This window comes from Alteromonas sp. ALT199 (assembly GCF_018619335.1).
Classification (GTDB): Bacteria; Pseudomonadota; Gammaproteobacteria; order Enterobacterales; family Alteromonadaceae; genus Alteromonas.
The window spans coordinates 1-18141 of record NZ_JAHHDX010000010.1; the positions used below are offsets into that span (position 1 = coordinate 1).

Here is an 18141-nt window from a genome sequence, read left to right on the forward strand (position 1 = left end):
ATGATGCGATCTGCGCGTTTAAAGGTAAGGTTATCTACTTCAACTAAATGATCCATAGTTACTTAAATGTCGACCCTTGACGTAAGATTGAGCCCTTTTTACAAAGCGTTCAATTCACTTAAAAATAATATTAAATGCATATGAGTAAAGTGCGTATTCAATTTCTGTGCCTTAGCACCGAACACTCATAAAGTTTACTGTATAGTTTACTTTTAAGAACTCACAAATTCAAAAAAGTTTACTCACCAGTGTAGTTTTTCTGCTTATTGGCTGGCTCTTATCAATAGACACGCCAAACGGGCCGTGTAATTTGGTGTCATTGTACGCTTTTTCAAGACCCTCGCCAAAGTCAAAAAGTTACAAGTTATGTTCGATTAAGACGAATGTGAGGATTAGCGCGCTGAAGCGTTATAACTTTCTCTTACAGGAACAGCCTGTCAGTAGTTTTTAACATCTTATTTTATGGTTTATTAACCAAAACTGAACGAAAAGGAGAACACATGCTCTCTTCTCTTGATGCTTGAAATTGGTAGAAATTTACGGTGATTAAGCGTATTTGGAAAAAATAAGTGTTGCGAGCATAGGCAAATGGCACTCTTTTTGCGACAATCTAGCGAAATACTTACTATTACAGGTTGTTGTGCTTTTAAACATTGTCATTTTTCTGGTTGGGTTGATTGTTTTAAGTTGGAGTGCAGACCGTTTTGTTTATGGTGCTTCAGCGCTAGCAAAAAACATCGGCATCTCTCCTATGATGATCGGGTTAACGATTGTTGCTATGGGTTCATCGGCACCTGAAATTGTGGTTTCCGCAATTGCCTCTGCAAATGGCAATATGAATACTGCAGTCGGTAACGCGCTTGGTTCGAATATCACTAATATCGCGCTTGTATTAGGTGTAACTGCGTTAGTTAAACCCCTCCTTGTTTCATCTACAACACTAAAACGTGAGCTTCCCGCACTTCTCATTATTTCATTAATTGCTATCGGCTTTATGTTCGATGGCGAATTGAAATCTTACGAAGGGATAATCCTACTAGGGCTATTCATTTTTGTTTTGGCAATGATGGCTTGGTTATCGCTTCAAGTAGATAAAGAAGACCCGCTCGTTGCGGAAACGGCAGATGAAATACCTAAAGACGTTTCTAACACTTCTGCGCTTATATGGATTGGTGTCGGTCTTGTGATACTCCCGCTAAGTGCGCACTTTCTTGTAAACTCAGCGGTAGAAATTGCAAGATATATGGGAATATCTGACTTAGTTATCGGTTTAACTATCATAGCGTTTGGCACCAGCCTCCCTGAGCTAGCTGCAAGCATTGCAGGTGTACTTAAAGGCGAAGATGATTTAGCACTAGGTAATATTATTGGTTCCAATATCTTCAACCTGCTGGCCGTACTCGGTATGCCAGGCTTAATCGCTCCAGGTATTCTCGACCCTAACGTTTATAACCGAGACATGTACGTTATGCTCGGTTTAACTTTACTATTGTTCTTGTTCAGCTTCGATTTAATTGGCAAGCGTACAATATCGAGAACAAATGGATTCATACTTCTGGCTTGCTTTATCGGCTATCAATTTTGGCTATTCGGATAAACATGAATACACAAACTCAGATGCACTATATCGACTCGGCTAAGCGCGTTATCGACATTGAAACGCAGGCCATTGCCAATCTTGCAGAGCGCTTAAACAGTGATTTTATCGCTGCCTGCGATATTCTCTCCAGCTGTAAGGGAAAAGTAGTCGTGAGCGGTATGGGGAAATCTGGGCATATCGGCAATAAAATTGCCGCCACACTAGCAAGCACAGGTACTCCCGCGTTCTTCATGCACCCGGGAGAAGCCAATCATGGCGACTTAGGTATGCTAAGTAAAGGCGATGTCTTATTGGCCATTTCTAATTCTGGTGAAACTAATGAGCTGGTTAATTTATTACCTGTTGTGAAGCGACTTGGTATAAAAGTGGTCGCTATGACCAATAGTGCTGCTAGTTCATTAGGGCAACATGCTGATGTAGTGCTTGATATTAGCGTTGAAAAAGAGGCGTGTTCGCTTGGGCTCGCACCTACTTCAAGTACAACTGCGACACTGGTTATGGGCGATGCTCTTGCGGTAGCGCTACTTGACCAAAAAGGCTTCACATCTGATGACTTTGCGCTATCACACCCAGGTGGAAGTTTAGGCAGAAAGCTATTACTCAAAGTTAATGATATTATGCTAAGTGGCAGAGACATTCCTCTGGTAAACATTAATGCTTCGGTTGCTGAAGCGCTTTTAGAAATATCAAAAAAGGGATTGGGCATGACCGGTGTCATTGCCCCCGATAACACCTTAATAGGCGTCTTTACTGATGGTGATTTGCGACGAATACTCGATGCTCGTATTGATGTACACAATGCAGCCGTAGAAGACGTGATGACCAAAGGCGGCAAAACAACTACCGCAGATCAGCTAGCTGTAGAGGCACTAAATTTGATGGAAACCCATAAGATTAGCGCGTTAATGGTTACTGACGACAAGCATAAACCTATTGGGGCCTTTAACATGCATATGTTACTGAAAGCGGGAGTACTTTAAATGGCGACGACTTTGTATACCGATTTAGACCAAGCGCTTTTTGAGCAGTTAGCGCACATTAAATTACTGGTATGTGACGTGGACGGTGTATTTTCAGACGGCCGCATCTACTTGGGTAACGAAGGAGAAGAGCTAAAAGCCTTTCACACCCGCGACGGATATGGAGTGAAAGCCTTGGTAAGTAATGGTGTGAATGTCGCTGTTATTACGGGGCGACGCTCAGTAATTGTAGAAAACAGGATGAGAGCACTCAACGTTGCGCACATTATTCAGGGTGAAGAAAACAAAGCAGACGCGCTCGACGAGTTGATGAAAAACCTTGAGTTAAGCCCGAGTGAGGTAGCCGCAGTAGGCGACGACATGCCCGATATAGGTATGTATCAACATGTTGCGGTAAGAATTGCGGTCGCCGACGCCCACCCCTTTGTGGCAAAACAAGCGAACTGGACCACTACACTTCCAGGCGGGTTTGGCGCGGTTCGGGAAATATCGGATACCATTTTGCAAGCTAAAGGAGTAGCAAACGAAATTTTCGGAGCAAGTGTATGAGCCAGTTTGGCTTCAACCGTTTAGGTTTAAGCATATCGGCGCTGTTTATCTTAGCAATGCTGATGTACATTCCTACGTGGATGGAAGAGCAGCCTGAAACTAAAGGAAGCAATGAAAATGACGCACTCAAGCCTGCGTACAAGGCCAAAAACTTAACCACAACTTTGTACAATCAAGACGGTGAACTAAATCACAGAGTATTTGCAGAGTCGATGGAGCATTACGACCAGTTGGGCTTTGTTTTATTCCAACAACCGAAGTACACCCTTTACACGGAAAACGCTACATCGCCGTGGGTTGTTACTGCGCAAGAAGGAACGCTTTATAACAACGAGTTGATTCAACTTGAAAACAACGTTGTTATTGAAAATCAAACCAGCGATGATTTTGTTAAAAGTTTATCAACGGAGTATATCCAGATAAATTTAGACACGAAACAAATGACATCTGATCAACCCGTTGAGATACTGGGCACGCAATACCTTATCTTGAGTAATGGGTTTAACGCGAACTTACGCACACAAGAATACGAGCTTTTAGATCATGTACAAACGACTTATTCCCCTAGCAACTAGTCTTATACTTGCCATCGCTAGCGGTGCGGTGCTTGCCAGTGAAGAAGACTTTTCGCAACCCATTAAAATAGGGTCAAATACCCAGTTTATTGACGGTAAGAACAAAACGGCTTTGTATAAAGAAGACGTACTAATTACGCAGGGTTCACTGCAGATCAAAGCCGATGAGGTAGAAGTTATTGCTACTAACGGTAGCGGCCGTGAGATATTCATCGCCCGAGGAAAGCCTGCTAGCTATTCTCAATCGCTTGAAGACGGTACACCGGTATCGGCGAAAGCTAATGAAATTCGCTATGAGGTGGTTAATCGCACTATTTCTCTGGCGGGTAATGCTGAGCTACAGCAAGATACCAGTAAAGTGCAAGGTGATAAAATTACGTTCGATATGATTACTGAGCAATTGCTTGCAACGGGTGGCGCCGGTGAAGATGGTGAAGGTCGTGTAACCACAGTGTTTACCCCTGATACCATTCGCAAAGCGTCGTCTAAGAAAGACAATGAGGACAATAAATAGCAATGGCAACTTTGAGCGCTAAAAACCTTGCTAAGTCGTATAAATCGCGACAGGTTGTTCGCGACGTAAGCCTTTCTGTCTCAACAGGTCAGATTGTCGGCCTTCTTGGCCCAAACGGCGCTGGTAAGACCACTACATTTTATATGATTGTTGGTCTGGTTAACTTAGACAAAGGTAAGATTGAAATCGACGAAAATGAGTTAACTCATCAACCTATGCATGAGCGTGCACGCCGCGGCATAGGCTATCTTCCGCAGGAAGCATCAATTTTCAGAAAGCTCACTGTACATGAAAATATCATGGCCATTTTGCAAACTCGTAAAGATTTAAATTCACAGCAACAAAACGAAGAAGCCGACGCGCTACTTGATGAATTTAATATCAACCATATACGTAATAGTACAGGAATGAGTTTGTCAGGGGGTGAACGCCGTCGCGTTGAAATTGCACGCGCTCTGGCAGCAAATCCACAGTTTATTTTACTAGATGAACCATTTGCTGGTGTTGATCCAATATCAGTTAATGATATAAAGAAGATAATACAACATCTTCGAGATAGGGGTATTGGTATCCTTATCACAGACCATAACGTACGCGAAACATTGGATGTTTGTGAAAAGGCGTATATTGTGAGTCATGGCGAGCTTATTGCGCAAGGAACTGCGGAACAGGTTTTAAGTAATCAAAAAGTAAGGGATGTATACCTAGGCGAACAATTCAGGCTATAGTTATTGTAACCAAATTGTTATTTTTCAGTTTCGCTCTGGTATATTCAATTTAGAGCATTTAAATAAGACGTAGATGAAACCATCTTTACAGCTAAAATTTAGCCAACAACTTACCATGACACCTCAGCTTCAGCAGGCCATCAAGCTGCTGCAGCTTTCTACGCTTGATCTCCAGCAAGAGATACAAGAAGCGCTCGACTCCAATCCACTTTTGGAGGTGGAAGAAGGAAATGATGAGCCACAACTAGAGAAGAACAACATAGACTCCGACGATAGTGCCTCTGAGGCCTCCGCTTCGGCGTCAAGTGATACACTAGAGGCCGGTGATGCATTAGAAAAAAATGATCTTCCCGATGAACTGCCTATCGATAGTACGTGGGATGAATACTACTCAGCTTCTTCTGCTCCTGCACCGGGCCCGTCTAATGATGACGAGCAAATCTTTCAAGGTGAAACCACCGAAGACATTCAAGAGCATCTTCTGTGGCAAATGCGCCTCACCCATTTCTCGGATACTGACCGTGCGATTGCTACAGCGATCATCGACTCTATCGATGAATCGGGATACTTAACTGTCACCCTTGAAGAGATTTTAGAAGCAGTCAACGACGATGATATGGAAGAGCCGATTGAAATGGACGAAATAGAGTGCGTACTTAAACGCATTCAGATGTTCGACCCCATTGGTTCTGGTTCTCGCTCACCTCAAGAATGTCTTATGGTGCAATTGCGTCAGTTTTCAGATGATACGCCTTGGCTTGCTGAAGCGAAGCAACTTATTGAAGATTACTCTGACTTACTGAGCAGCAAAGACTATCGCACGCTTATGCGTAAGAGCCGATTAAAAGAAGATCAGCTGCGCGAAGCTATGCGTTTACTTCAAACCTTGAATCCTCGCCCAGGTAGTGCTTTAGTTACTAAAGAGCCTGAATACGTTATTCCTGATGTCTCAGTAACAAAGAAAAATGGCCGTTGGGTGGTTGAGCTGAACCCTGACAGTCTTCCTAAATTAAGCGTGAACCAACAATACGCTGCAATGAGTCGCCGTGCTAAGAACAGTAGCGATTCACAATTCATCCGCTCACACATGCAAGAGGCCAAGTGGTTTATTAAAAGCTTGGAATCTCGAAATGAAACCTTGATGAAGGTTGCAAATTGTATTGTGCAGCAACAAATGGGCTTTTTTGAGCACGGCCCGGAAATGATGAAACCAATGGTGCTAAATGATGTCGCAGAAATGGTAGATATGCACGAATCCACCATATCGCGTGTGACAACGCAAAAGTATATGCATACGCCACGTGGAATATTCGAGTTGAAGTATTTCTTCTCAAGCCACGTTGCAACCGAGTCTGGTGGAGAGTGTTCATCTACAGCTATTCGTGCATTGATCAAGAAGTTAGTGGCTGCGGAAAATCCTAGCAAGCCGCTAAGTGATAGCAAGATTGCTTTATTGTTGGCCGAGCAAGGCATAAAAGTCGCTCGACGAACAATAGCAAAGTACCGGGAATCGTTATCGATTCCGCCGTCGAACCAACGCAAAAGCCTTATTTAAACGGGCTCAATAATATAAGGAAGACGAAATATGCAAATCAACCTTACTGGTCATCATGTCGAAATCACCGACTCTTTGCGTAATTATGTCGATACGAAGTTCAGCAAACTTGAACGTCACTTTGATCACATTTCTAATGTGCATGTCATCCTGAACGTTGAAAAATTGAATCAAAAAGCCGAAGCGACCGTTCATTTAAGTGGCGCAGAAGTATTCGCATCCTCAGAAAATACCGACATGTATGCGGCGATTGACAGCATGGTTGATAAACTCGACCGGCAGGTAATCAAGCATAAGGAAAAACTGAAAAAACATTAGTAGTTAATTAAGCATGGATATACAAGCCATCGTAAGTCTGGACCGCACCGAGTGTGCGGTTCAGTGCAATAGTAAAAAGCGAATTCTTGAGATCATCGCTGATATCGCTGCCAAGCAAAATGAAAACATCGATCAGGCAACGGTACTTAATAGCTTGATGTCTCGAGAGCGCATGGGCAGTACAGGCATAGGCAATGGTATAGCCTTACCTCACGGCCGACTAGCAGGCCTTGAGAAAGTGATAGCAATTGTTGTAACCAGCACACCAGCTATCGACTTTGACGCTCTTGACGAAAAGCCCGTAGACATATTTTTTGCGCTACTTGTTCCCGAGGAGCAAACTGAAGGACACCTTCAAACGCTAGCTACTGTAGCCGGCAAACTAAGCAACAAAGAAACGATTAAAGCAATACGTCGTGCAACGACAAGCGACGATATTCTATCTGCATTAAGCTAGCTATCGAGCGTCTACTTATCGTAAATAGGCGCTTAATTCGACAACGCGTATGTGATAAAACCAGAATTTAAGGGAGAGTTTAGGTGAAGCTGATCATAATCAGTGGTCGTTCGGGGTCTGGTAAATCTGTCGCACTTCGCGCATTGGAAGATTTAGGTTATTACTGTGTTGATAACATCCCAGTAAACTTACTTCCCACTTTAACTCATACTGTTGTTGATGAATACGATCAGGTTGCTGTAAGTATCGATGTAAGAAACTTACCGAAAAACCCTGACGATTTGGTAGAAATTTTAGACTATCTCCCTTCGTCGTGGTCAATGACCATAGTGTACATTGATGCAAGCGACGACGTTCTGGTAAAGCGCTTTAGCGAAACTCGCCGCCTTCACCCTCTAGCCAAGCTCAATAAATCGTTATCAGAAGCCATTAAAGCCGAGTCGGCATTACTTGCTCCTATTGTAGAACGCGCTGATTTATATTTGGATACAGACAAGCTCACCATACATCAGCTTGCTGAATTAATTCGGGAACGAATTTTAGGTAAAAAGAGTTCTCGTCTAGTACTGGTATTTGAATCGTTTGGCTTTAAACACGGTATTCCTAAAGACGCAGATTATGTTTTTGACGCGCGCTTTTTACCTAACCCTCATTGGGAACCAGACCTTAAGCACCTTACAGGGTTAGATGCACCAGTGGAGGTGTTTTTAGGCTCGCAACCCGTTGTTACCAAGTTTATTTGGCAGATTCAGAACTTAATGACCACCTGGCTACCACATTTAGAGCGTAACAATAGAAGCTATGTGACAGTAGCAATTGGCTGTACTGGCGGACAACATCGCTCTGTCTATATCGCCCAAACCCTGTCGAAAACCTTCGGTGAAATACATCCCGACGTTCAAATTCGACACAGAGAGCTTAATCAATAATGACTATCGAAAAAACGCTTACTATCGTCAACAAACTGGGCTTACACGCCAGAGCAGCAACACAATTAGTTAAACTTGCTAATCAGTTTGATGCTAAGATCATTTTGAAGAAAGGTGATAAAGAAGCAGATGCTAGCAGTGTTTTAGGCCTAATGATGCTTGAGAGCCATCAGGGTGAGCAAGTGGATGTTGTTGTCGATGGCAGTGACGCTGTTGATGCACTCGCTGCTATTGAAGAGCTTATTGAGGGCAAGTTTAACGAAGACGAATAGTTGTTAGCTCTCGGTCCATTGTCGAATTAATAAACAGTTAAAAAAGTTATTCTGATTTCATAAGTAAAACCTACGCATTTATCATGACAGACTTCATATAATTGCGATATTCTACGCCCACTTAGGCTTTATAGCCTGCTTTTTCCATCTTTTAGCTTGTAGGAATAACGCCTTATGGCAGAAGCGCTTGTTTCTAAATACGTGCAAACCCAATTACGCGCACTTAACGCTGCGTTGATTAACGGTCAATTCGTATCTGTACGTAAGCTTCTGCTTGAACTTCCTCCTTCTGACGTCGCTCATATCCTTGAATCTAGCCCTAGTAGAACCCGTGATGAATTATGGGAGCTGATTGATGGCGACTTTCATGGCGATATTTTAGAAGAACTGTCCGATGATGTGCGAAACGGTATCATCACCAAAATGCTTCCCGCTAATGTGGTAGATGCACTTGAAGAGATGGATACTGACGATTTAGCAGAAACGCTAAGTAGTCTTCCTGAGCCCGTGCTGGCTGACATTCTAGATTCGATGGATGCACAAGACCGCGTGCGTGCAGAACAAGCGCTGTCTTACGGTGAAGAAACCGCTGGTTTCATCATGAACACCGATACCATAACCCTACGCCCTGACGTTACCATTGACGTGGTTCTGCGCTATATACGTTTAAAAGGCGAGCTACCTGAAAATACCGATACCTTTTACGTTGTGAATAGAACCGACAACCTAGTTGGCATAGTTCCGGTTACCCGTTTACTTACCGCAGATACCCACGATAAAGTGTCTGACGTCATGGATGAGGAATCGGAAGCCATTCCTGTAAATATGCCCGACGATGAAGTGGCAAGTCTGTTCGAGCGATACAACTGGCTTTCAGCACCGGTAGTTGATGAAAATCATCGCTTAGTGGGGCGAATTACCATTGATGACGTGGTTGATATCATTCGTGAAGACGCCGAACACTCAATGATGAGTATGGCTGGTCTTGATGACGATGAAGATACCTTTGCACCGGTTATGCAAAGTACCAAACGTCGTTCCGTTTGGCTGGCTGTTAACCTAGTCACCGCGCTAATGGCAGCAATGGTAAGCGATTTATTTGAAGCCACGCTAAGTCAGCTTGCCGTGTTAGCCATATTGAACACCATTGTGCCGAGTATGGGGGGCGTGGCTGGTAACCAAACCCTGACGCTTGTTATTCGCGGTATGGCACTAGGCCATGTTAACGCAAGCAACTCTAGATGGCTTATCAGTAAGGAAATATCCATCGGCTTTTTAAACGGCGCAATTTGGGCGGTACTCATTGCCTCTGTCATCGCGCTATGGAAACAAGACTACATGTTAGGCGTTATTATCGCTTTTGCAATGATGGTGAACATGATTGCAGCGGCTCTAGCAGGTGCTACCTTACCTATGATAATGAAGCGTCTTAAAATAGATCCTGCGCTCGCTGGTAGCGTTATATTAACCACTATCACTGATGTGGTGGGTATTTTTGCATTTTTAGGTACAGCAACACTGTTTCTCATTTAGCGACAAATTGTTGCTTTACTACCGCGAGTAGTTTTTTCATACCGTTTGCTGCATTGGGTATCAGTTAAAGCACTAGGCAGTTAACTCCCTAGCTGCAAAACCGGTTGTGTTAAGCTTATACCCTACCCCCCAGACGGTTTGGACAAGCTGTCCACTATCTCGCATTCCGTCTAATTTACTAATCTTACTACGCAATCTATTAATATGAGTATTAACGGTATGCTCGTAGCCTTCATGGGTATACCCCCACACCTCACTGAGTAATTTGTTACGAGAGAAAACTTGGTTTGGGTAACGACAAAAGTAACTCAATAATGAGAACTCTCGAGCTGTGAGGTCTAACGTTTGTCCGTTTACTGTTGCTTTATGATAGCGCGGATCGACTCTAATCGGCCCTACTTCAAAAACTTGTTCATTAGTTTCATCTCGCGCACATCGCTGCTTATCGATACACCTTCGTATGCGCGCGCGTAGAAGCGCTGAAAAGCGGTACTCTTCAATTTTACTATCAATATAGTCATCTACTCCAACGGCAAAGTAATCTACTTCATTAGTACTATCATCATTAGAGATAGACGATTGCGTGTCACAGCATCCCTCAACTGCTATAACCCAGCTTTTTGGGTAGCAAGCCGCTACTCGTTGCACGTTCTGTAAATGCGAGGTATTTAGATAAGATTCAACAATTATCAGTGCATAGTGCTGTACTGATAGTAATGATTCAGCCGCTTGGAAGTTTGAAACAAAATCATATGAAAAAGAGCTCTCGGCCAGACAACGTACTATTTTTTGTTGAAGCCTATTTCCATTATGAATAACAAGGATCATATCCCACTCCTGTCATTTAGTTATCAAAAAAGACCGGAGCTGGTAGCTTTTAATTTCCTTTAATTGCCACACTAGGCCAATGTCTGTGAAAAATAAAAGAGAACATATAAAGAGCGGTAGGCCTTACGTCAGCACAAGCGCAGAAAGAGGGAAAGATAGCGTGCGATAAAGGAAAGGTAGGATACAAAATTAAGTAGGATGAAAGCTGGCTTTGCAAAAAATTTATTAAAAAGCCAGCCTTAGAATATTGTCTTTCAAATTGCTTGCTAAATTGCCAGATATATTTCCCTATCGGCGTTTAAATAAGCTATTTGATAACTTTAAGAGTAGGCTTACCCTTCTTTGGTGGAACTGGCGCGTCTTGCACATCGCTAGCATCAGCATCATCTAAGGATGTTGGACCACTAGGTTGCGATGGCTCGTCACTATGTTCGCTGCGCTCTTGTTGAGCAGTTGCAACATCTTCTTCGGTAGCAAACACAGTACCTGCACCATTTTCTCGCGCGTAAATAGCCATAACCGCTTCGCAAGGCATGCTTAATCTTCTAGGTTGACCAGAAAATCGCGCTTGAAACGACAGACCATCTAAATCTAGAGAAAAGTTAACACACGCACTTGGCGATACGTTTAAGACAATTTGACCGTCTTTGACGAACTCTTGAGGTACTTCCACCAACTCGTTGTAGGCATCAACTACGATGTAAGGCGTCAAGTCGTTATCAACAATCCACTCATAAAAAGCCCTAAGTAAATAGGGCTGGTTTGACGTCATAGATGTCATAGCGGGTTGTGGATCTCACGCTCTTGGTCAGTCAAAGACGCTTTAAATGAACTGCGAGAGAAAATACGGTTCATGTAAGCATTAATTTCTTTACTGCCAGCACCGTTTAATTCAATACCCAGTGCAGGTAAACGCCATAATAGTGGAGCAAGGTAGCAATCAACTAGGCTAAACTCTTCGCTCATGAAGTAAGGCATTTCACCAAACACAGGCGCTAGTGACAGCAAGGCTTCACGCAGTTCATTTCGGGCCGTTTCTACATCACCTTCTCCACGGAAGATACGAGCAGCAAGCGAGTACCAGTCTTGCTCGATGCGGTGCATCATAAGACGGCTTTGGCCACGTGATACTGGGTAAACCGGCATAAGTGGTGGATGAGGGAAACGCTCATCAAGGTATTCCATGATGATGTGCGACTTGTAAAGAACAAGTTCACGATCAACTAGAGTTGGAACAGTACCGTAAGGGTTAAGCTCCAACAGATCTTCAGACAGGTTGCTAGGATCTGTGTAGCTGATTTCAACACCCACACCTTTTTCTGCCAACACAATGCGAACCTGGTGGCTATAAATATCAATTGTGTCAGAGAACAACGTCATAATAGAACGTTTATTCGCGGCTACGGCCATTCAATTTCCTCCGTCGAGAAACAAGTTTACGCTTACAAACGGTAAGCTTATTACGTTAACTCGTGCTACCTCAACGCTCTTGAAATAAGAGTTTTGAGGTAGCACGAGTAAATACCAAAAAAGGGGGCGAGAAGCCCCCTTTTCATATTATACATAAATCTGTGCGATTAGTGCACTTCTCGCCAGTATTCTTTCTTCAGTAAGTAAACAAATACGAACAATACTGCGATAAAGATAAGTACCCACTTACCGATTTTGTGAGATTCAAGTTTCGAAGGCTCACCTGTGTACTCAAGGAAGTTCACGATATCGGCAACGGCTTGGTCGTACTCGTCAGGAGACATTGCGCCAGTACCGTCTGACTTAATACCTACATAACGCTTAACCATCTCGCCATCAACCATTTGTTCTTCATAAGTGCGCGTTGGCGTACCTTGAAGTGGTTGAAGTACGTGCGGCATACCTACTTCTGGGAATACTGTATTGTTCACACCAAACGGGCGGCTCTCGTCCACATAGAAAGAACGCAAGTAAGTGTAAATCCAGTCTTCACCACGAACACGGGCCACTAGCGTTAAATCTGGTGGAGCAGCACCAAACCATCCTGCAGCAGCCTCTTCAGGCATAGCACGGGTGATATAGTCAGACACTTTTTCACCAGTGAACTGTAAGTACTCTTGACCTAGTTCGTCAGGAATACCTAAGTCTTGGAATGAACGCTGATAGCGCTGGTACTTCATTGAGTGACAGCCTAAGCAGTAGTTCATGAACAATTGTGCACCACGCTGTAAAGACGCCTTATCGGTTAAATCGATAGGCGCTTTATCAAGGTGTACGTTTCCGCCTGCCGCAAGCGCTACGCCAGGTAGGAAGAAGGCTAAAAAGCACATCATTTTTTTCATTTAGAAATCCTCTCTGGCACAGGCTTAGTGTTTTCGTTTTTACTGTACAAGAACAATGCTACGAAGAAACCAAAGTACATTACAGTAGCAATTTGCGACGCAATGATTTTCCAGTTTTCTTGCGGCGTACCACCTAGGTAACCTAGGAAGATAAACACAATTGCAAACACGATAAGGTTTACTTTGTGTAGGCCACAACGGTAGCGCCATGACTTAACACGACCACGGTCTAACCACGGCAGCGCGAATAGCGCAGCAATTGCACCGAACATCGCTAGTACACCAAACAGCTTATCAGGAACCGCTTTTAGTACCGCGTAGAACGGTGTGAAGTACCAAACAGGGAAAATATGCTCAGGTGTCTTAAGCGGGTTAGCAATTTCAAAGTTAGGGTGCTCTAAGAATTTACCGCCCATTTCTGGAGCAAAGAACAGTACATAAGTGAATAACGCTAAGAAAATACAGAATGCCACAAGGTCTTTAAGCACGATGTGTGGGAAGAACGGCAATACGTCATCAGCAATGTCGTACTTGCTTGTGTAGTATTCATGAATTTCATATTTCGTCTTTTCAGACTCAGGTAGTGAACCTTTCTTGTGCTTGATAGCAATACCGTCAGGGTTGTTCGAACCTACTTCGTGAAGTGCGATAATATGAAGGAACACAAGAATAACAATAACCAAAGGCAACGCAATAACGTGCAGTGCGAAGAAACGGTTTAGTGTTGCGCCAGAGATAACGTAGTCACCCTGTAGCCAGATAACAAGGTCAGGACCAACAACAGGAATAGCACCAAATAGCGATACGATTACCTGTGCACCCCAGTAAGACATTTGTCCCCAAGGTAGAACGTAACCCATGAAAGCTTCAGCCATAAGTGCTAGGTAAATGAACATACCAAACACCCATAGAAGCTCACGAGGCTTCTGATAAGAGCCGTAAATCATGCCACGGAACATATGTAGATATACCACAATAAAGAACGCCGATGCGCCAGTACTGTGCATGTAGCGAATGATCCAACCGTAGTCGATCTCACGCATGATGTATTCAACAGAAGCAAATGCGCCTTCTGAAGATGGAACGAAGTTCATGGTCAACCAAATACCAGTAACAATCTGGTTTACCAAAACAATAGTTGCTAGAAAACCGAACACATACCAGAAGTTCATGTTCTTTGGCGCTGGATATTGAAGAGCGTGCATATTCGCAACGCGCATCATTGGGATGCGTTCTTCAATCCAACCTAGGAAAGCATTCATATTACACGGCCTCCGCTTCTGAACCGATGATGATGTTATTGTCATCAACGAATTGATATGGCGGTACAACAAGGTTCAATGGAGCAGGCACGTTTTGGAATACACGTCCAGCCATGTCGAATTTTGAACCGTGGCACGGGCAGAAGAAGCCATCAGGCACACCCTCAACCACTTCTTCGAAAGCACCGTCTTTAAGATGCTGTGGAGAGCAACCTAGATGCGTACAGATACCCACTAGAATCAGGTATTCTTCTTTCATAGAACGGAAACGATTTTGAGCAAAAGTAGGTTGCTGCTCAGCTTCAGAGTTAGGATCTTTCAGCTTATCTTCGTGTGTGCCTAGCTCTTCAAGAATCTCAGGCGTACGACGTACAATCCATACAGGCTTGCTTCGCCACATTACACGTACTAATTGTCCAGGCTCAATCCCGCTGATATCTACTTCAACGTCAGCACCGGCTGCTTTCGCTTTGGCGCTTGGATTCCAGGACGCAATAAAAGGCACAGCAGCACCAACGACACCTACACCACCAACTACCGACGTGGCAACGGTCAAGAACCGACGACGAGTGTTGTTTTCTGGCTGGTTTTCATTGTGTGCAGACTCTGTTGCATCTACAGATACATTGCTCATCCACATTTCTCCAGGTTTGGATAATTATGATGTGTAACTCAAGCTTATACTGGTTTTATCACGCTTGCGTCATGCATCATATGGCTTGTCATGACAGCAACGTAACAGCAAAAATTTACTGGTTTACGAGGTCACAAAAGTTTTCAAAATTTTCGATCGCAAATGATAAAAGAAAAGCCCTTATAAACACAAGGTTTTACTGATATTTAAGCGATAAATTAATCTGGGGTCATCGTTAAGAATTAGCGAGTGATCGGAATAGAATCAAGAATTTGACCGAAATTCGGCCAAGCCTCTTAGTTACATTACAAGATTGTTATAAACCTCTGGCGCAGTAGTACGAGAATATTCTACTTACGATAATCAAGTGCTGGTGCTCTCTGTCCAAGCATGGATTCATAGTTCAACGTACTTTTTCGTTGCTGAAACTCTTGCTTCGCTTTACGGATATTTTCAGGTTCAGAGAAAAGGGATATAGCAGTTTGCGTGATGACCTCACTGGCCAAGTACATACCTTTGTAACCAATATCAGTACCACTCATTGCTGATGCCTGCCAAGTATGAGGCGGAGTTCCTTTTACCCAGGTGGCGCTAGATAGTCCCACGGTAGGCACTTGCCAACTCACATCACCTACATCAGTTGATGCCGACCAAACAGTAATCTGTTCATCGAAGGGCTCTGGTGTGCTGTGAGCATTGTGGTTAAAGGCCTGCTCGCGGGTGCGACTTATTTCGCTAGCAAACTGTTGTTCGCTTTTGGTCAATATAATCGGAGGTGCGGCATCGATGTGCTTGTGCATTAATTTTGATAAGGTCACATTAGGTAATACATTCCACACCCCACCTGTGACTTCCCAATTAACACGGGTTTCAGTGCCAAGTGCTGCACCCTCCGCCGCTTTTTCCAATCTATCCCACAGTGACAGCACAACTGCAGGCTGCGCTGAGCGTACGTAATAATACACTTCAGCGAAATCCGGCACTACGTTGGGCGCCGTTCCGCCGTTAGTAATGACATAGTGAATTCTCGTGCCATCCGGTACATGCTCACGCATTAAATTTACCATCATGTTCATAGCTTCTACGCCATCTAATGCCGAACGCCCTTTATCTGGCGCCGCAGCAGCATGCGCGGCAATGCCATAAAAGCGAAACTTACCACTTTTATTGGCCAGCGAAGATGATGGTGAAGAAGTCGTGCTATCCGATGGGTGCCAATGAAAGGCAACATCTACGTCTTCAAATACGCCAGCTTTCACCAAATAAACTTTCCCTGAGCCCCCTTCTTCAGCGGGTGCGCCGAAAACCTTCAAAGAACCTTGATTTGGATGGGAATCGAGATAATCAGCCAAACTAAGCGCAGCGCCTATTATCCCGCCGGCAAACAAGTTATGTCCACAAGCATGACCTGCGTGAACATGCCCGTTAGTGCTAATCGGCTGTTTGTCAGACGTATTTAAGACCCCCATGCTGGGTAGGGCATCCATTTCAGCAAGCAAGCCGATAACAGGCTTATGCTCGCCACCTTCCATCTGGCCTACTAAGTTGTATTGCGCAATGAATGCAGTGGGCATGCCCCCAATACCGGCCGTTACTTTGAAGCCACGCTCAATCAGCATCTGTTGCATTAATGCGCTGCTATTGTGCTCTAGAAAACCTAGTTCAGGTTTTTCCCACATAGTTTTAGCAATATCCTTCATTGTGCTTTGATGAGCAAAAGTAAGCGCGGCTTTAGAGTCTATCGCCGAAACATCAGTTTGCTCTATACTTTGAGCCCTAACAGAACCAGCAACACTAATCGAGGACATGATCACTGCGATAGAAAGTTTATGGCGAAGCGCTTTGGGTTTATTTGTGCGTATATGCATAATCATTGCTCACAACTTGTTGCTTCGTCTGCACACGCTTTAATATAAAATGCTTCAGCAGGGGTGGCAATTAACGTTTCGATAAGCGTATTGGCAGCATGTTTAGCAACGTAGCGAGTTTTCTCATTCGGCTCATTATCACCGACTTCATAGGTAACACCATGCACGTGATAAACATCAGCAAAAAACTGTTTAAAAACGCCTTTCCCTGGCGAAGTGCCAGGTTTATCTACGACTTTAAACACGCCTTTGGTCTGCGTTTGCAAGTCGGCCAACCAACCTACAACCATGTTGCTAGGGGCGATACTTTCATCTACCGGAATGGTATAAAAAACATTGTTATGGGTAGAGTGAAAGTCCATCCCCATTACAATTTTCCCGCCAGCATCCGTTATTTTATCCAGATACCTTTTCACTGCACTGGTCTCTGGTTGAGAGAATACATTCCAATCGCGGTTTAGATCTTTATGCCCAACACTATGTCGCCAATGACCATTGGCTACACCATCAGGGTTTATGTTCGGAACTACCAGCACATTAAAGCGCGACAAAAACGCACTACTTTTAGATGTAGTCGTTAAAAATGCATTGAGAAAAGAGAACATGGCTACCGCACCTGTTACTTCAGGAGGATGTTGGCGACCAACGAAAATAACCCACTCTGTGTTTTCTGGCTTTTCTAAAGCAAACGCAGAAAGCGTGCGGCCTTCGGTAGACTTTCCAATCGTAAATGGCTTAATGGCAAAGTCCTGCTCTGCTTGTTTTAGCCAGTTTGTGTAAACTGAATTTGGAATAGGACGCTGGGCTGCCACATAGAGTGGCTTTTTTGATACGGGTAAAGTTAGTGTCATGCCCTGCTCTGTGGTATCAAACGCGGTTATTTTCCAGCTTTTTTGATCGTAACTCACTTTAGGTAAATACCTTGGTGTATAACCGTCAAAGGTCAGCACTACGTCTACTTTTTCTGCTTGTTTTGACGATGTATCACCTGCTGCGGTAACACTAAAGTAATACCAAGGGCTAGGATTTATGGGCTTATCTTCTGGTAAGAAGCTCAATACATAGGTGCCGTTTTCGTCGACTTCACAGGAATCTAACTTACCGGCTTCAAAATCTGCAGAAAAAGTAACACCTTCGAATTCACACGCCAATGTAACAGGGGAAGCAAATGCCAGTGCAATGAAAAGTAATCGGAACATGATATCTCCATGAAATAAGCGCCCCCCT

At 43.8% G+C, this 18141-nt stretch carries 20 protein-coding genes; 12 read left to right on the forward strand and 8 right to left on the reverse strand.

The features are described 5' to 3' along the window. The first annotated feature begins 640 nt into the window (after positions 1 to 640). The 12 genes from KL866_RS00795 to mgtE all read left to right on the forward strand — a co-directional run bounded on the left by KL866_RS00795 (position 641) and on the right by mgtE (position 10010). Positions 641 to 1597 (forward strand): calcium/sodium antiporter, encoded by a 957-nt coding sequence (locus KL866_RS00795; RefSeq protein WP_025256452.1) that lies wholly within the window; start codon positions 641 to 643, stop codon positions 1595 to 1597. Positions 1598 to 1599: 2 nt separating this feature from the next. Continuing rightward, positions 1600 to 2580, forward strand: a complete 981-nt coding sequence (locus KL866_RS00800) for a KpsF/GutQ family sugar-phosphate isomerase (protein ID WP_025256453.1) — start codon at positions 1600 to 1602, stop codon at positions 2578 to 2580. Then, positions 2581 to 3129 carry a 3-deoxy-manno-octulosonate-8-phosphatase KdsC gene (gene kdsC, locus KL866_RS00805; RefSeq protein ID WP_214992537.1) on the forward strand — a complete coding sequence of 183 codons (549 nt, stop codon included), beginning with the start codon at positions 2581 to 2583 and terminating at the stop codon, positions 3127 to 3129. It begins immediately after the preceding gene. Continuing rightward, on the forward strand, positions 3126 to 3704 hold the full coding sequence (lptC, locus tag KL866_RS00810) for an LPS export ABC transporter periplasmic protein LptC (RefSeq protein WP_025256455.1): 579 nt from the start codon (positions 3126 to 3128) through the stop codon (positions 3702 to 3704). Before kdsC ends, lptC begins: the two co-directional genes overlap by 4 nt. Further along, positions 3673 to 4218, forward strand: coding sequence for a lipopolysaccharide transport periplasmic protein LptA (lptA, locus tag KL866_RS00815; protein WP_025256456.1), 546 nt, complete (start codon positions 3673 to 3675; stop codon positions 4216 to 4218). Before lptC ends, lptA begins: the two co-directional genes overlap by 32 nt. A 2-nt stretch (positions 4219 to 4220) precedes the next feature. Then, on the forward strand, positions 4221 to 4946 hold the full coding sequence (gene lptB, locus KL866_RS00820; RefSeq protein WP_025256457.1) for an LPS export ABC transporter ATP-binding protein: 726 nt from the start codon (positions 4221 to 4223) through the stop codon (positions 4944 to 4946). 73 nt (positions 4947 to 5019) lie between these two features. Next, positions 5020 to 6501, forward strand: coding sequence for an RNA polymerase factor sigma-54 (locus KL866_RS00825; protein WP_025256458.1), 1482 nt, complete (start codon positions 5020 to 5022; stop codon positions 6499 to 6501). Between the two features lie 30 nt (positions 6502 to 6531). Beyond that, positions 6532 to 6819, forward strand: a complete 288-nt coding sequence (hpf, locus tag KL866_RS00830; RefSeq protein WP_012517338.1) for a ribosome hibernation promoting factor — start codon at positions 6532 to 6534, stop codon at positions 6817 to 6819. Between the two features lie 13 nt (positions 6820 to 6832). Further along, positions 6833 to 7276, forward strand: a complete 444-nt coding sequence (gene ptsN / locus KL866_RS00835; RefSeq protein WP_025256459.1) for a PTS IIA-like nitrogen regulatory protein PtsN — start codon at positions 6833 to 6835, stop codon at positions 7274 to 7276. Positions 7277 to 7359: 83 nt separating this feature from the next. Then, entirely contained in the window at positions 7360 to 8205 is an 846-nt protein-coding gene (gene rapZ / locus KL866_RS00840; protein ID WP_025256460.1) for an RNase adapter RapZ, read from the forward strand. Beyond that, positions 8205 to 8477, forward strand: a complete 273-nt coding sequence (locus KL866_RS00845; RefSeq protein WP_025256461.1) for an HPr family phosphocarrier protein — start codon at positions 8205 to 8207, stop codon at positions 8475 to 8477. Before rapZ ends, KL866_RS00845 begins: the two co-directional genes overlap by 1 nt. A 174-nt stretch (positions 8478 to 8651) precedes the next feature. Further along, complete coding sequence (gene mgtE / locus KL866_RS00850; protein ID WP_025256462.1) at positions 8652 to 10010, forward strand: magnesium transporter; 1359 nt, start codon at positions 8652 to 8654, stop codon at positions 10008 to 10010. Positions 10011 to 10082: 72 nt separating this feature from the next. On the opposite strand, the gene KL866_RS00855 is transcribed toward mgtE, so the two are convergent. The 8 genes from KL866_RS00855 to KL866_RS00890 form a co-directional block, all read right to left on the reverse strand. Next, positions 10083 to 10838 carry a response regulator transcription factor gene (locus KL866_RS00855; protein ID WP_025256463.1) on the reverse strand — a complete coding sequence of 252 codons (756 nt, stop codon included), beginning with the start codon at positions 10836 to 10838 and terminating at the stop codon, positions 10083 to 10085. A gap of 307 nt (positions 10839 to 11145) precedes the next feature. Further along, the gene (locus KL866_RS00860; RefSeq protein WP_025256464.1) at positions 11146 to 11619 is read right to left on the reverse strand and encodes a ClpXP protease specificity-enhancing factor; all 474 of its coding nucleotides are present in this window, start codon (positions 11617 to 11619) and stop codon (positions 11146 to 11148) included. After that, positions 11616 to 12248 carry a stringent starvation protein SspA gene (gene sspA / locus KL866_RS00865; protein WP_025256465.1) on the reverse strand — a complete coding sequence of 211 codons (633 nt, stop codon included), beginning with the start codon at positions 12246 to 12248 and terminating at the stop codon, positions 11616 to 11618. Before sspA ends, KL866_RS00860 begins: the two co-directional genes overlap by 4 nt. A gap of 167 nt (positions 12249 to 12415) precedes the next feature. Next, positions 12416 to 13150, reverse strand: a complete 735-nt coding sequence (locus KL866_RS00870) for a cytochrome c1 (protein WP_014948333.1) — start codon at positions 13148 to 13150, stop codon at positions 12416 to 12418. Then, positions 13147 to 14412 (reverse strand): cytochrome bc complex cytochrome b subunit, encoded by a 1266-nt coding sequence (locus KL866_RS00875; protein ID WP_025256466.1) that lies wholly within the window; start codon positions 14410 to 14412, stop codon positions 13147 to 13149. The genes KL866_RS00870 and KL866_RS00875 overlap by 4 nt, the downstream gene beginning before the upstream one ends. A gap of 1 nt (position 14413) precedes the next feature. Next, a complete protein-coding gene (gene petA, locus KL866_RS00880) occupies positions 14414 to 15046 on the reverse strand; it encodes a ubiquinol-cytochrome c reductase iron-sulfur subunit (protein ID WP_025256467.1) in 633 nt (210 codons plus the stop codon). A 350-nt stretch (positions 15047 to 15396) separates the two neighbouring features. Further along, entirely contained in the window at positions 15397 to 16914 is a 1518-nt protein-coding gene (locus KL866_RS00885; RefSeq protein WP_029661499.1) for an amidohydrolase, read from the reverse strand. Positions 16915 to 16916: 2 nt separating this feature from the next. Further along, positions 16917 to 18113, reverse strand: a complete 1197-nt coding sequence (locus KL866_RS00890; protein WP_025256469.1) for a M14-type cytosolic carboxypeptidase — start codon at positions 18111 to 18113, stop codon at positions 16917 to 16919. Positions 18114 to 18141 lie beyond the last annotated feature (28 nt).

What these genes read in the sequence shown, in the direction of transcription:
- KL866_RS00800 (WP_025256453.1), top strand. Translation starts at nt 1,600, where the DNA reads ATGAATACACAAACTCAGATGCACTATATCGACTCGGCTAAGCGCGTT.
- lptB (WP_025256457.1), top strand. Translation starts at nt 4,221, where the DNA reads ATGGCAACTTTGAGCGCTAAAAACCTTGCTAAGTCGTATAAATCGCGA.
- KL866_RS00875 (WP_025256466.1), bottom strand. Translation starts at nt 14,412, where the DNA reads ATGAATGCTTTCCTAGGTTGGATTGAAGAACGCATCCCAATGATGCGC.
- lptA (WP_025256456.1), top strand. Translation starts at nt 3,673, where the DNA reads ATGTACAAACGACTTATTCCCCTAGCAACTAGTCTTATACTTGCCATC.
- KL866_RS00845 (WP_025256461.1), top strand. Translation starts at nt 8,205, where the DNA reads ATGACTATCGAAAAAACGCTTACTATCGTCAACAAACTGGGCTTACAC.
- mgtE (WP_025256462.1), top strand. Translation starts at nt 8,652, where the DNA reads ATGGCAGAAGCGCTTGTTTCTAAATACGTGCAAACCCAATTACGCGCA.
- KL866_RS00870 (WP_014948333.1), bottom strand. Translation starts at nt 13,150, where the DNA reads ATGAAAAAAATGATGTGCTTTTTAGCCTTCTTCCTACCTGGCGTAGCG.
- petA (WP_025256467.1), bottom strand. Translation starts at nt 15,046, where the DNA reads ATGAGCAATGTATCTGTAGATGCAACAGAGTCTGCACACAATGAAAAC.
- KL866_RS00885 (WP_029661499.1), bottom strand. Translation starts at nt 16,914, where the DNA reads ATGCATATACGCACAAATAAACCCAAAGCGCTTCGCCATAAACTTTCT.
- sspA (WP_025256465.1), bottom strand. Translation starts at nt 12,248, where the DNA reads ATGGCCGTAGCCGCGAATAAACGTTCTATTATGACGTTGTTCTCTGAC.
- lptC (WP_025256455.1), top strand. Translation starts at nt 3,126, where the DNA reads ATGAGCCAGTTTGGCTTCAACCGTTTAGGTTTAAGCATATCGGCGCTG.
- KL866_RS00860 (WP_025256464.1), bottom strand. Translation starts at nt 11,619, where the DNA reads ATGACATCTATGACGTCAAACCAGCCCTATTTACTTAGGGCTTTTTAT.
- ptsN (WP_025256459.1), top strand. Translation starts at nt 6,833, where the DNA reads ATGGATATACAAGCCATCGTAAGTCTGGACCGCACCGAGTGTGCGGTT.
- KL866_RS00855 (WP_025256463.1), bottom strand. Translation starts at nt 10,838, where the DNA reads ATGATCCTTGTTATTCATAATGGAAATAGGCTTCAACAAAAAATAGTA.
- KL866_RS00890 (WP_025256469.1), bottom strand. Translation starts at nt 18,113, where the DNA reads ATGTTCCGATTACTTTTCATTGCACTGGCATTTGCTTCCCCTGTTACA.
- KL866_RS00825 (WP_025256458.1), top strand. Translation starts at nt 5,020, where the DNA reads ATGAAACCATCTTTACAGCTAAAATTTAGCCAACAACTTACCATGACA.
- kdsC (WP_214992537.1), top strand. Translation starts at nt 2,581, where the DNA reads ATGGCGACGACTTTGTATACCGATTTAGACCAAGCGCTTTTTGAGCAG.
- hpf (WP_012517338.1), top strand. Translation starts at nt 6,532, where the DNA reads ATGCAAATCAACCTTACTGGTCATCATGTCGAAATCACCGACTCTTTG.